Below are 12,649 nucleotides of genomic sequence, written 5' to 3'. Positions count from 1 at the left end.
TGGTTAATTATTGTGATCTTCATAGCGATAGCCTGCCCACCAGCTTAACAGATTAAGTAAAGTTAATAGCGAACCGGCAGCGCATACGCCATACCAGCCCGCAAAATGATAAGCGTTAGCGGAGAGCAACGAGCCTGCCGCGCCGCCGATAAAGTAGCTGGTCATATACCCGGCCGTCAGGCGGTTACGCGCTTCAGGCATACGCCGATAGATCACGCTCTGGTTGGTAATGTGTACGCCCTGTACTGCCAGGTCGAGTAGGATAATCCCGGCAATCAAAGCCAGCAGCGAGTGGGCACCCAGCGCGGTTAATGCCCAGGAAGCCAGCATAATCAGCAGGCCAAGGGTGGTTGTCAGGCGCGCCTTGCCCCGGTCGGCCAGCGCGCCCGCCTGACGTGCAGCCAGAGCACCGGCGGCACCAGCCAGACCCAGCAGGCCAATCTCGCCTTCGCTGTAGTTCCACGGCGGCGCCGCCAGCAAAAACGCCATTGAGGTCCACAAAATGCTGAAGTTAGCGAAAGAGAGGCAGCCGATAACGGCACGCGTTCGTAGCACACGTGTCGCGGCATAGAGATGAAAAATAGAGCCGAGTAGCTGCGGATAGTTTAAATCTACCGTCTGCCGATAGCGCGGCAGACCACGCCACAGCGCCAGCGCCATTAATGCCATCAGAACGCTGGCTACCCAAAACACGGCGCGCCAGCCGCCAAGCTGTGCCAGCGCTCCGGCGACGGTGCGCGCCAGTAAAATGCCAAGCAGCAGGCCGCTCATTACCGTGCCGACTACCTTACCGCGCTTCTCCGGTGCGGCCAGCGTTGCTGCCAGCGGCACCAGCAGTTGGGCAACCACCGAGAAAAGTCCGGTCAGGGCGGTGCCCAGCAGCATCATGGCAAGATTGGTGGAAAGGGCGGTAATCACCATGCCGCCTGCCGCCAGCAGGCTCATGCCCACAATTAACGCACGACGCTCAACGCGATCGCCCAGCGGCACCAGCAGCAGCAAACCGGCAGCGTAGCCGAGCTGCGCCGTGGTAACGATAAAACCGGCCTGGCTTACCGACAGGTTAAAGCCATGGGCAATCGTATCCAGCAAAGGTTGTGCATAGTAGTTGCAGGCCACTGCCAGTCCGGTAGCGATGGACATTAACGCCACCAGCATCGGACTAAGTCCGTGAGTCGTTGAATTCATGAGCAATAAGTATGGTTGATAATTCGTCGGAACTAATAGTAACTCAAAAAACTATTTCGTTGTTGAAAGCATTTAACAGGACATACCAGTTTTGTTTACTATTTCATCGGCAGCAAGCGGGCAGGGAGGCGGCATTTCCAATGGAATGGCAAAAACAAGGTAACAATTCCCGGTTTGTTTTTTAACATTCCAACCACTTATTTTCACCCTTGATCGGCTTTTTTTACTCCCAGAATGTGCCTTATTTACTCAGAGTCGAGCGCTTTACGTATCGTGGTATTCATCGTTGGCGCTGAAGTTTAACGCTGGGTATCGTAACGGTAGAAAAATATCGGGATGGTAGAAAAAGAACGCGTAGGCAGGATAATCCCCGCGCAGGCGGGGAGAGGAGTCAGCGAAGAGGTTAGCGACGAGAAGCGAGCAATGCCCCGATAAAAATACCGACCGCAGCGCCAACGCCTGCACCCTGCCACGGCTTATCATGGATCCAGCTATCCACCTGCTGCCCGGCATCGCGTGCCGCCTGGCTGACGCGGTTACGCCCGTGCATTTTGGCACGCGTCTCTTTTAGCAGCGCTTCCGCTTTACTGCGCGCTGCGTCAATGTCATCCTGGGCTTTACTGCCGTAAGATTTCAGCAAATCGTCCAGCGTATCTGCCAGCACTGAAATATCCTGATTAAAGTCGGTCTGGTCGTTTTTCGTTGATTGTTTGAACATTTTTCTTTTCCCTTTGCTAAATAACCTAATACTTAGTGTAGACCATCCACCGCAAGCGCAGCGCGAAGCGGTCTCCGTAGCTGGCTTTCTGGATAATTCTGAATGCCCCTGGCCGCCGCGCTGTTGTAAGGTTGCGAAGCTTTATAAGAATGAGAGGATTGAGCATGTATTTACGACCAGATGAGGTGGCACGCGTTCTGGAAAAAGCGGGTTTTGAAATGGATGCCGTGACGCCGAAAACCTATGGCTACCGCAGGGGCGATAACTATGTTTACGTCAACCGTGAGGCGCGCCTGGGAAGAACAGCCCTGGTCATTCATCCGACGCTGAAAGAGAAAAGCCTGAACTATGCCGATCCTGCGTCGGAGATCAAAACCTGCGATCACTATACGCAGTTCCCTATCTACCTGATGGGCGATACCCAGGATCACTACGGCATTCCGCACGGATTCAGCTCCCGCGCCGCGCTGGAACGCTATTTACAAAGCATGTTCGATTAAGTTCGTCTGCGTTGCGCGTTTTTTGTTAACGCCGCCATCGTGTTCACGATGGCGTCTCCTTCCGGTCACTGAGTGCTGTCCGGCCCTTCTTGCATTGCAATCTGCTGCCAGGGCAGGTATAAAACTTGCCTCATATAGAAGTTTAGACGTCCATACGGATAGACCCATGCAGTCAGAACAGCCGCAAGGCGGCGAATTTAAACGCAGTATGAAAACGCGTCACCTGGTGATGCTTTCCCTGGGCGGGGTGATTGGCACCGGCCTGTTTTTCAACACCGGTTATATTATTTCCACTACCGGCGCGGCGGGTACGCTGCTGGCTTACCTGATCGGCGCGCTGGTCGTCTGGCTGGTTATGCAGTCGCTGGGCGAGCTGTCGGTGGCGATGCCGGAAACCGGCGCGTTTCACGTCTACGCCAGCCGCTACCTCAGTCCGGCTACCGGCTATACCGTTGCCTGGCTTTACTGGCTTACCTGGACGGTGGCGCTCGGCTCCAGCCTGACGGCGGCGGGTTTCTGTATGCAGTACTGGTTCCCGCAAACTCCGGTCTGGCTCTGGTGCCTGGTATTCTGTATCGCGATCTTTTTACTGAACGTCATTTCGACGCGCTTCTTTGCCGAGGGCGAATTCTGGTTCTCGCTGATCAAAGTGATCACCATCCTCGCCTTTATCATCCTGGGCGGCTGTGCGGTATTTGGCGTGATTCCGTTAAAAGATGGCACCCCCGCGCCGTTCTTCCATAACCTCACCGCCTTCGGCTGGTTACCGCACGGCGTGCTGCCGATTTTAATGACGATGGTGGCGGTAAACTTCGCTTTTTCCGGCACCGAACTGATCGGCATCGCTGCCGGAGAGACGGAGAATCCACAGAAAGTGGTGCCGCTGGCGATTCGTACCACCGTGGCGCGGCTAATCATCTTTTTTATCGGCACGGTGCTGATTCTTGCGGCGCTGATCCCGATGGATCAGGCGGGCATCGTCAAAAGCCCCTTCGTGCTGGTGTTTGAAAAGATCGGCATTCCCTGGGCGGCGGATATTATTAACTTTGTTATTTTGACGGCGATTCTGTCCGCGGCGAACTCCGGCCTGTACGCATCGGGGCGTATGCTCTGGTCGCTCTCCAATGAGGGCACGCTACCGCGCTGCTTCGCACGCCTGACGCGACGCGGCATTCCGCTGTTCGCCATTAGCGCCAGCATGCTGGGCGGGCTGCTGGCGCTGTGCTCCAGCATCGTCGCGGCGGATACCGTTTATGTGGCGCTTTCAGCGATTTCCGGCTTTGCGGTGGTGGCGGTCTGGCTCAGCATCTGCGCTGCGCACTATGTGTTCCGCCGTCGCTATCTGCGTGAAGGGCATTCTCTCGCTGAACTGAAATATCGTGCGCCCTGGTTCCCGCTGACGCCGATATTGGGTTTCGCGCTCTGCCTGCTGGCCTGCGTTGGGCTGGCGTTCGATCCTGAACAGCGCGTCGCCCTCTGGTGCGGTCTGCCATTTGTCGCGATCTGCTACGGCGTATACTGGCTAACACAACGAAACAAGCGGGAAAGCGTTAAGGAAACGAAACATGCTGTTTGATCCCATTGCCGATCTGCTCCAGCGTAACGGTACGCTGATTCTTGATGGTGCGCTGGCGACGGAGCTGGAGGCGCGCGGCTGTCAGCTGGCTGATGCGCTCTGGTCAGCGAAAGTGCTGCTGGAAGATCCGCAGCTGATTTATCAGGTGCATTACGACTATTTCGCTGCCGGGGCGCAGTGCGCCATCACCGCCAGCTATCAGGCAACGCCGCTGGGTTTTGCCGCGCGCGGGCTGAATGAGGCGCAGGCGTGCGAGCTGATTGCCCGCAGTGCGGCGCTGGCGTTACGGGCGCGCGAAGATTATCTGGCGCAGCATCCGCAGAGTGCACCGCTGCTGGTTGCAGGTTCGGTAGGGCCCTATGGCGCTTATCTGGCGAACGGCGCTGAATATCGCGGCGACTATGCGCTGCCGCAGACGGAAATGATGGCCTTTCATCGCCCGCGTATCGAGGCGCTGGCGGCGGCAGGCGTCGATCTGCTCGCCTGCGAGACATTGCCCTCTTACGCTGAACTGGAAGCGCTGGTGGCGCTGCTGGCGGAGTTCCCGCAGCTGCCTGCCTGGTTCTCCTTTACCCTGCGCGACAGCGAACACCTTTCCGACGGCACGCCGCTGACGGCGGTCACGGCGCTGCTGAACCGCTGCCCGCAGGCGGTGGCGCTGGGAATCAACTGTATTGCGCTGGAGAAAGTTACTCCGGCGCTGGCAACGTTACGTCGTCTGACCGATAAACCGCTGCTGGTTTATCCCAACTCCGGTGAGCAGTATGACGCGGTGAGCAAAACCTGGCACAGTGCGCCCGCAGGCTGTTCGCTCCAGGATAAGCTGACAGAGTGGCAGGCTGCGGGGGCGCAAATCATCGGCGGCTGCTGTCGCACCACACCGCAGGATATCGCCGCGCTGTCCCGCCGCTGTCAACATGCCCGGCGGTAAAATGGCGGACTGCCGGGCCTAAGGAAATATGCGCCGCTGCCGATTAGACTAACTACCTAACCGTAAAAATCAGGAACGCGTATGAAACGCCTGTTACTGGCGCTGGCAGCCGCCTCGCTGCTCGGCGGCTGCGCCACCATTGTCGGCTCGGAAACGCAAAGCGTACGTATTGATTCAATTCCACAGGGCGCGGCCTTTGTGGTGCAGGATGAAACCGGACGCCCCGTGGCGGAAGGCGTGACGCCGAAAACTGTCGAACTGGCAAAATCTAACGGCAGCTACTTCGGCAAAAAGAGCTATCTGGTGATGCTGGAGCGGCCCGGCTATGTGCCGCTGACGCTGCCGCTAAAAGAGAAAGCGAACCTCTGGTATATCCTCGGCAACATTCCGCTGGGCGGCTTCCCCGGCTGGCTGCTGGTCGATCCCTTTTATGGCGGCATGTATAACATTGCGCCAGCGCAGGTGCGACCGGTCATCAACCCGGTTGGTGCGCGCGGCGGTTAAGTTTACGCCGACGCGCTATCGGGTTACTGGGCGGTGGGCTTCACCATCGCCCCGGTTTGCGTTTTATGCTTTTGCAGATACTGGTGCTGGAAAATGCACATGCGAATAGTGTTGCGGTATTCGCCGTTAATAAAAAATTCGTGGCGCAGCACGCCCTCAATTTCAAAGCCCAGCTTGCTGTAGATATGAATCGCCTTTTCATTCTCCTGATCGACAATCAGATAGAGTTTGTAGAGATTCAGTACGGAAAAACCATAATCCATTGCCAGCTTCGCCGCCTGGCTCGCCAGCCCTTTGCCCTGATGGGTGGGATCGATGATGATCTGGAATTCGGCGCGGCGGTGTACATGATTAATCTCTACCAGCTCCACCAGACCCACTTTTTCGCCTTCGTTTTCTACCACGAAACGGCGCTCGCTCTGGTCGTGGATATGTTTGTTATAGAGATCGGAGAGTTCGACAAATGCCTCGTAGGGTTCTTCAAACCAGTAGCGCATTACGCTGGCGTTGTTATCCAGCTGGTGAACGAAGTGCAAATCTTCGCGTTCAAGCGGACGTAGCTTCACGTTCATAAAAGCATCCTTGTGATAAAAACTTAACCTTCTGTACTGATTAATTCGCACCCTCCGTGGCGCTCTCAATGAATCCCTTCGCGCTCCGGCCTAGCAGACGCCGAAATCGCCCTCTTCGCGATAAGGATTAACGGAACTGGCCGGGATTTCGATCTCTTTTTTGTCCGCGTCGTCAATACGGGCGCACCACAGCATATCGCCTTCCACGCGCAGTACCTGCATTTTCGGGCCGCCGGTTTTCGCCTGCACCAAATCATCTTTCTGAAACATGGTTTCTCCAGGGGTTGCTGTTAGTTACATTTTTTTCCGGCCCGGCAGCGAAGCCGTGGCGCGGGTTAACCGCTTTTATCTGCAAGAGGAAGCGGTTGCCGGCGGGTGACACTCAGCAGGCTAACTATACTGATAGTACATTTCAGAAAAACGGGAGGAAAGATGACCATTCATAAAAAAGGGCAGGCGCATTGGGAAGGCGATCTGAAACGCGGTAAAGGCACCATCTCTACCGAAAGCGGCGCGCTCCAGCAGCAGCCGTATGGTTTTAATACCCGTTTCGAAGATAAACCCGGTACCAACCCCGAAGAGCTGATCGGTGCTGCGCACGCCGCCTGCTTCTCTATGGCGCTATCAATGATGCTGGGGCAGGCGGGTCATACGCCGCAGAGCATCGATACCACGGCGGATGTGTCGCTGGATAAGCAGGGCGAAGGCTTTGCCATCACTAAAATCGCTCTCGACAGCACCATTAAGCTGCCGGGCATCGACAGCACGGCTTTTGATGAAATCATCAATAAAGCTAAAGCGGGTTGCCCGGTGTCACAGGTGCTGAACGCGGAAATCACGCTTAACTACCGCCTGGAAAACTAAGCCGTCGGTTGTCAACGCTGCCCCGTCAACGCGGGGCGGCATAAATCCCTCCTCTGTTTCTGCGCATCTGAACCTGTGCGATTAGCATAATTTGCCACCCTTCAAAGAAAAAATCCTTGTAGCAGGCTATGTTACGCGCTGGTCAATCACGCGCGGTTGTCGGCATGTATGAATTTAATCTGGTGCTGCTGTTACTCCAGCAGATGTGTGTCTTTCTGGTTATTGCCTGGCTGATGAGCAAAACGCGGCTGTTTATTCCGCTGATGCAGGTCACGGTGCGGCTGCCGCATAAATTTCTCTGCTACGTGGTTTTCTCGGTATTTTGTCTGCTGGGTACCTGGTTTGGGCTGCATATTTCTGACTCGATCGCTAATACGCGCGCGGTGGGCGCAGTAATGGGCGGGCTGCTCGGCGGCCCGCTGGTTGGCGGGCTGGTGGGACTGACCGGCGGCCTTCATCGCTATTCGCTGGGCGGCATGACCGACGTAAGCTGTATGGTTTCCACCATTATGGAAGGGCTACTCGGTGGCCTGGCGCATCGCGTATTAGTCAAGCGGGGCCACAGTCGCCAGGTTTTCAGCCCGCTGACCGCCGGAGCGGTAACGCTGGTGGCGGAGGTCATCCAGATGGCAATTATTCTGCTGCTGGCGCGCCCCTTTGACGATGCGCTAAAGCTGGTTTGCAGCATCGCCGCGCCGATGGTGGTGACCAATACCGTCGGTGCCGCGCTCTTTATGCGTATCCTGCTCGACAAACGCGCAATGCTGGAAAAATACAGCTCCGCTTTTTCTGCTACCGCGCTGAAGGTGGCAGCGTCAACCGAAGGTATTCTGCGCCAGGGATTTAACGAAGAGAACAGCATGAAGGTGGCGCAGGTGCTGTATCGTGAGCTGGATATCGGCGCGGTGGCTATTACTGATCGCGATAAGCTGCTCGCTTTCACCGGTATCGGCGGCGATCATCATCTGCCTGGGCGGCCTATCTCCTCGGTCTGGACGCGACGCGCCATTGAACAGGGTAAGGTGGTGTACGCCGATGGTAATGAGGTGCCTTACCGCTGCTCGCTGCATCCACAATGTAAGCTGGGTTCGACGCTGGTTATTCCGCTGCGTGGTGAAGATCAGCGCGTTATTGGTACCATTAAGCTTTACGAGGCGAAGAACCGCCTGTTCAGTTCCATTAACCGCACGCTGGGTGAAGGCATCGCACAGCTGCTTTCGGCGCAGATTCTGGCGGGGCAGTATGAACGCCAGCAGGCGCTGCTGGCGCAGTCGGAGATCAAGCTGCTGCATGCGCAGGTAAATCCGCACTTCCTGTTTAATGCGCTGAATACGCTAATGGCGGTCATCCGGCGCGACAGCGAACAGGCGGGGCAGCTGGTGCAATACCTCTCCACCTTCTTTCGCAAAAATCTCAAGCGCCCCAGCGAGGTGGTCACGCTGGCGGACGAAATTGAGCATGTAAACGCCTATCTGCAAATTGAGCAGGCGCGCTTTCAGTCGCGGCTACAGGTATCGCTGAGCGTGCCGGAGACGCTGGCGCAGGTGCAGCTGCCCGCTTTTACGCTACAGCCCATTGTAGAAAACGCCATTAAACATGGCACTTCGCAGCTGCTGGGCGTGGGTGAAATCAGGCTTAGCGCGACACAGCAGCAGGATCGGCTGCTGGTGAAAATTGAAGATAACGCCGGGCTTTACCGGCAACCTGAGGGTGCAGGCGGGCTGGGAATGAGCCTGGTGGATAAACGCCTGCGCGCCCGTTTCGGCGACGACTGCGGCATCAGCGTAAGCTGCATCCCGGAGCAGTTTACCTGTGTGACCCTGCGCCTGCCGCTGGAGGAGAAGACGTGTTAAAGGTATTAATTGTCGATGATGAGCCGCTGGCGCGAGAGAATCTGCGCGTACTGCTGGAAAAGGAAGAGGGCATCGACATCGTGGGTGAGAGCGCTAATGCCGTGGAAGCGATTGGCGCGGTGCACAGGCTGCGCCCCGACGTGCTGTTTCTCGATATTCAGATGCCACGTATTTCCGGTCTGGAGATGGCGGGTATGCTGGATATGGATCGGCGTCCGCACATTGTTTTTCTGACCGCCTTTGATGAGTACGCTGTGCAGGCGTTTGAGGCACATGCCTTTGACTACCTGCTCAAACCGGTTGAGGCCGGACGGTTACAGAAAACGCTGACGCGGCTGCGTCACGATCGCGGCGAGCAGAACCTGGCGCTGCTGCCGGAAAATCAGCAGGCGCTGAAATTTATTCCCTGTAGCGGTCACAGCCGTATCTGGCTGTTACAAATGTCAGAGGTGGCCTACGTCAGCAGCCGCGTAAGCGGGGTTTTCGTCACCGGCGTGGACGGTACGGAAGGCTTTACCGAGCTGACGCTACGCACGCTGGAGTACCGTACTCCGCTGATACGCTGCCATCGACAATATCTGGTGAATATGACACAGCTGAAAGAGATTCGTTTTATGGAAAACGGCCAGGCCGAGCTGCTATTGCGTGCCGGACAGAAAGTGCCGGTCAGCCGCCGCTATCTGAAGAGTCTGAAAGAGGCGCTGGGGCTGAAAAGCGCGTAGTTTTACTCGTCAAGCGCGCAGAGATCGCTATACTGCCCGCTTTGTACGCCGGAAGAATAAAGAGAGAGCGATGCTAAACAACGATGTGCTGCGCAGCCTGCGCTATATGCTGAAGCTAAACAACAACGACATAGTCGCTATTATGGCGCTCGCCGATACGGCGGTAACGGCGGAGCAGGTCGCGGGCTACGTGCTGAAAGAGGAAGAGGAAGGCTTTGCCGCCTGCCCGGACGTGGTGATGAGCTGCTTTCTTAACGGCCTGATTTACCATCGGCGCGGTAAGGATGAGAGTATGCCGCCGCTAAAAGTAGAGCGTCGGCTTAATAACAATATCATTCTTAAGAAGCTGCGCGTTGCTTTCGCACTAAAAACGGATGATATTCTGACTATCCTGACTGCCCAGCAGTTCCGTATTTCAATGTCGGAAATTACCGCCATGATGCGTGCGCCGGATCATAAAAACTATCGCGAATGTGGCGATCAGTTCCTGCGCTATTTCCTGCGCGGCTTAACCAGCCGCCTGCGCCCGGCTTAATAAGGCTGACTCGTGCCGGGGCAGGGAAGGGTTTCCGGCACCGCCTGTTATAACCCAGGCCTGATATTTCGGTGACGTAAAATCCGTAGAGCAGGCTTTTTTCGCCTGCTGTGCATACAGAGACCGCTATTTAAATGATGTGCTGCTATCTGCTTGCTATTCGTTTTTAATTAATCATTTTTTTACAAACTAACCTCCTGTTTTACGTGCCAGCCCGCATAACTCCCTTGCCACGTTAGTTTTTCTTACCGTCAGTAATAGCCATTTACAGTGTGAATATAAATGATTAAAGTTCTCATTCGCAATCTTGGGGCGGAGCTCATCCTCGTAGCCGGGTTGCGATCAGGGAAGGGTTTACACGTCGGCAGTGGCTGTTGACGCAGGGAATACCGCATTCGTATCGCTTGCCAGCCTGACGGCGGCGAGGGTAGGGATAGCAAAAAATAAAAAAATTTCGCGAAGGTAAAACATGCTCGCACTTTTAACAAACAACAGGGAAAGACGCGTCCGTGCGTCTGTATCAGTAAAAAATGCGGCGCTGATCCTGACGCCTCTGGCTACGCTGGTGGCCGCCGCACTTTATCTTCCCGGCGCTGCGGCAGCACAGAAAGAGGAGATGCTGGTCGTTGAGGCTTCAGATGACAGCACCAATGAGACCCAGCAAAGCGACTACAGCGTGCCGGTCACCCAGGCGGGCACCAAAATGACCATGACCGTGCGTGATATTCCACAATCCGTCAGCATCATCAGCAAGCAGCGTATGCAGGATCAGCAGCTGCAAACGCTGGGCGATGTGCTGAAAAATACCACTGGCGTCAGCGAAAGCGTGGCGGATTACGATCGCAGCACCTTTTACTCACGCGGTTTCCTGATCGATAACTATATGGTGGATGATATTCCTACCGTATTCGAAGAACGCTGGAATCTGGGTGACTCCGCCGCCGATACCGCGATTTACGATCGCATTGAGGTAGTACGCGGTGCTACCGGATTGATGAGCGGAACAGGCAACCCCTCGGCAGCGGTTAATATGGTGCGCAAGCACGCCGACAGCCGCGAATTTACCGGCAACGTCTCCGCCACCTACGGCAGCTGGGATAAGCAGCGTTACGTGCTCGATCTCTCCGCGCCGCTAACCGCATCCGGTAACGTGCGCGGACGCATGATTGCAGGCTACCAGGACAATGACAGCTATATCGATCGCTACAGCGCCAACAAGAAATTTATTTACGGCGTGGTGGATACCGATCTGACCGATTCCACGACCTTATCAGTTGGCTACGACTATCAGGAAATCAATGCTGACAGCCCGCCGTGGGGCGGCCTGCCGCGCTGGTATCGCGACGGCGGTAAAACTGACTATCACCGCAGCTTCAGTACCGCGCCTGACTGGGCCTGGAGCGATAAACAGTCGAGAAAAGTGTTTGCTACCCTGAAGCAGCGTTTCGACAATGGCTGGCAGTTCACGCTGAACGGCACCCATACGGAAACCGAACTTGACAGTAAAATGCTTTATATCGATGGCTACTTTGACCGTAACACTGGACAGGGCGTAAGCGGCTACGCCGGTTATCCGGTTGTTGGTGGCACCGGCTACAACACCGGCAAGCGCAAAGTCCATGCGATCGACGCTTTCGCCAGCGGTCCTTATCAGCTGTTTGGTCGTCAGCACGAGCTGATGGCGGGCGTCAGCTACAGCCGTCAGCACAACCGCTATATGAGCGCTTTCGCCAACCTCTCGCCAGAGGATGTCGGCAACTTTAATAATTGGAACAGCAGCTTCCCGGAAACCAACTGGAACGCGCTGAGCCTGGCGCAGGAAGATACCATCCATCAGAAATCAGCCTATACCGCCACACGTATTTCGCTGGCCGATCCGCTGCATCTGATTGTCGGGGCGCGCTATACCCAGTGGAGCACCAGCACGCTGTCGCAGAACCTGGAGAAAAGCAAAGCCGCGCCTTATGCCGGCCTGGTTTATGACATCAATGATGCCTGGTCCGCCTACGCCAGCTACACCTCGATTTTTAATCCGCAAACCTACCGTGATATCAACCGTCACTACCTGTCGCCGGTCACCGGTAAAAGCTATGAGGCGGGGGTAAAAGCGGACTGGCTGAACAGCCGTGTAACAACCTCTGTGTCGGTGTTCCGCATCGAACAGGATAACGTGGCGCAAACCACCGGCGAGATGATTCCGGGCACCACCGAGAGCGCTTACTATGCCACTCAGGGTACGGTGAGCAAGGGCGTGGAGTTTGAAATCAACGGTGCGGTGACCGATAGCCTACAGATGACGCTCGGTGCGACGCGCTATGTGGCGGAGGATAGCGAAGGTCATGCGGTTAACCCGACGCAGCCGCGCACCACCGTTAAGCTGTTTGCTGCCTGGACGCCACCGGCGCTGAGCGATCTTACGCTGGGCGGCGGAGTTAACTGGCAAAATACGGTCTGGCAGAACGTCAGCGCGCCGGAAGGCAACGGCACCTGGCATGCCGAGCAGGGCAGCTATGCGCTGGTAAATCTGTTTGGGCGTTATCAGGTGACGAAGCAGCTTTCGTTGCAGGCCAACCTGAATAACCTGTTGGATAAAAAGTATGACACCAGCGTCAGCCAGTATGTGGTATATGGCGCGCCGCGTAACTTCTCAGTCAGCGCGAACTATCGCTTCTGATTCTTAATCGGT

13 protein-coding genes are annotated in these 12,649 nt (G+C 56.0%); 9 read left to right on the top strand and 4 right to left on the bottom strand.

The genetic code is table 11. The features are described 5' to 3' along the window. Positions 1-3: 3 nt before the first annotated feature. Entirely contained in the window at positions 4-1,188 is a 1,185-nt protein-coding gene (locus C7M51_RS12350; protein WP_160622067.1) for an MFS transporter, read from the bottom strand. A 403-nt stretch (positions 1,189-1,591) separates the two neighbouring features. Next, entirely contained in the window at positions 1,592-1,906 is a 315-nt protein-coding gene (locus tag C7M51_RS12345; RefSeq protein ID WP_160622066.1) for a DUF883 family protein, read from the bottom strand. A 164-nt stretch (positions 1,907-2,070) separates the two neighbouring features. On the opposite strand from C7M51_RS12345, the gene C7M51_RS12340 reads away from it, so the two are divergent. From C7M51_RS12340 to C7M51_RS12325, 4 genes are all read left to right on the top strand, one after another. Then, positions 2,071-2,406: a DUF2002 family protein gene (locus C7M51_RS12340; RefSeq protein ID WP_160622065.1), complete on the top strand. Its 336-nt coding sequence runs from the start codon at positions 2,071-2,073 to the stop codon at positions 2,404-2,406. A 166-nt stretch (positions 2,407-2,572) separates the two neighbouring features. After that, positions 2,573-3,982, top strand: coding sequence for an S-methylmethionine permease (mmuP, locus tag C7M51_RS12335; RefSeq protein WP_160622064.1), 1,410 nt, complete (start codon positions 2,573-2,575; stop codon positions 3,980-3,982). Then, positions 3,972-4,913 carry a homocysteine S-methyltransferase gene (gene mmuM / locus C7M51_RS12330; RefSeq protein WP_160622063.1) on the top strand — a complete coding sequence of 314 codons (942 nt, stop codon included), beginning with the start codon at positions 3,972-3,974 and terminating at the stop codon, positions 4,911-4,913. Before mmuP ends, mmuM begins: the two co-directional genes overlap by 11 nt. A gap of 81 nt (positions 4,914-4,994) precedes the next feature. Next, on the top strand, positions 4,995-5,417 hold the full coding sequence (locus tag C7M51_RS12325) for a hypothetical protein (RefSeq protein ID WP_160622062.1): 423 nt from the start codon (positions 4,995-4,997) through the stop codon (positions 5,415-5,417). A 23-nt stretch (positions 5,418-5,440) separates the two neighbouring features. On the opposite strand, the gene speG is transcribed toward C7M51_RS12325, so the two are convergent. Both speG and C7M51_RS12315 read right to left on the bottom strand, forming a co-directional pair. Then, entirely contained in the window at positions 5,441-5,989 is a 549-nt protein-coding gene (gene speG / locus C7M51_RS12320) for a spermidine N1-acetyltransferase (RefSeq protein WP_160622061.1), read from the bottom strand. Positions 5,990-6,079: 90 nt separating this feature from the next. Further along, entirely contained in the window at positions 6,080-6,259 is a 180-nt protein-coding gene (locus C7M51_RS12315; RefSeq protein ID WP_160622060.1) for a DUF2158 domain-containing protein, read from the bottom strand. Between the two features lie 162 nt (positions 6,260-6,421). Here C7M51_RS12315 and C7M51_RS12310 point away from each other — a divergent pair, with 162 nt between their 5' ends. The 5 genes from C7M51_RS12310 (at position 6,422) to fhuE (ending at position 12,637) form a co-directional block, all read left to right on the top strand. After that, entirely contained in the window at positions 6,422-6,853 is a 432-nt protein-coding gene (locus C7M51_RS12310; protein WP_160622059.1) for an OsmC family protein, read from the top strand. 164 nt (positions 6,854-7,017) lie between these two features. Next, positions 7,018-8,706, top strand: a complete 1,689-nt coding sequence (locus C7M51_RS12305; RefSeq protein WP_160622058.1) for a sensor histidine kinase — start codon at positions 7,018-7,020, stop codon at positions 8,704-8,706. After that, positions 8,700-9,428 (top strand): two-component system response regulator BtsR, encoded by a 729-nt coding sequence (gene btsR, locus C7M51_RS12300; RefSeq protein ID WP_160622057.1) that lies wholly within the window; start codon positions 8,700-8,702, stop codon positions 9,426-9,428. Before C7M51_RS12305 ends, btsR begins: the two co-directional genes overlap by 7 nt. Positions 9,429-9,498: 70 nt before the next feature. Beyond that, positions 9,499-9,963: a YehS family protein gene (locus tag C7M51_RS12295; RefSeq protein WP_160622056.1), complete on the top strand. Its 465-nt coding sequence runs from the start codon at positions 9,499-9,501 to the stop codon at positions 9,961-9,963. A gap of 469 nt (positions 9,964-10,432) precedes the next feature. After that, positions 10,433-12,637 carry a ferric-rhodotorulic acid/ferric-coprogen receptor FhuE gene (fhuE, locus tag C7M51_RS12290; RefSeq protein WP_160622055.1) on the top strand — a complete coding sequence of 735 codons (2,205 nt, stop codon included), beginning with the start codon at positions 10,433-10,435 and terminating at the stop codon, positions 12,635-12,637. Positions 12,638-12,649: the final 12 nt, after the last annotated feature.

The sequence above is a fragment of the Mixta intestinalis genome, from assembly GCF_009914055.1.
Taxonomy (GTDB): Bacteria; Pseudomonadota; Gammaproteobacteria; order Enterobacterales; family Enterobacteriaceae; genus Mixta; species Mixta intestinalis.
Note: the sequence above shows the minus strand (reverse complement) of the source record. Positions and strands in the feature narration are given on the sequence as shown.

Coding starts and splice junctions, on each gene's coding strand:
- C7M51_RS12350 (WP_160622067.1), bottom strand. CDS start 1,188: ATGAATTCAACGACTCACGGACTTAGTCCGATGCTGGTGGCGTTAATG.
- C7M51_RS12345 (WP_160622066.1), bottom strand. CDS start 1,906: ATGTTCAAACAATCAACGAAAAACGACCAGACCGACTTTAATCAGGAT.
- C7M51_RS12340 (WP_160622065.1), top strand. CDS start 2,071: ATGTATTTACGACCAGATGAGGTGGCACGCGTTCTGGAAAAAGCGGGT.
- mmuP (WP_160622064.1), top strand. CDS start 2,573: ATGCAGTCAGAACAGCCGCAAGGCGGCGAATTTAAACGCAGTATGAAA.
- mmuM (WP_160622063.1), top strand. CDS start 3,972: ATGCTGTTTGATCCCATTGCCGATCTGCTCCAGCGTAACGGTACGCTG.
- C7M51_RS12325 (WP_160622062.1), top strand. CDS start 4,995: ATGAAACGCCTGTTACTGGCGCTGGCAGCCGCCTCGCTGCTCGGCGGC.
- speG (WP_160622061.1), bottom strand. CDS start 5,989: ATGAACGTGAAGCTACGTCCGCTTGAACGCGAAGATTTGCACTTCGTT.
- C7M51_RS12315 (WP_160622060.1), bottom strand. CDS start 6,259: ATGTTTCAGAAAGATGATTTGGTGCAGGCGAAAACCGGCGGCCCGAAA.
- C7M51_RS12310 (WP_160622059.1), top strand. CDS start 6,422: ATGACCATTCATAAAAAAGGGCAGGCGCATTGGGAAGGCGATCTGAAA.
- C7M51_RS12305 (WP_160622058.1), top strand. CDS start 7,018: ATGTATGAATTTAATCTGGTGCTGCTGTTACTCCAGCAGATGTGTGTC.
- C7M51_RS12295 (WP_160622056.1), top strand. CDS start 9,499: ATGCTAAACAACGATGTGCTGCGCAGCCTGCGCTATATGCTGAAGCTA.
- fhuE (WP_160622055.1), top strand. CDS start 10,433: ATGCTCGCACTTTTAACAAACAACAGGGAAAGACGCGTCCGTGCGTCT.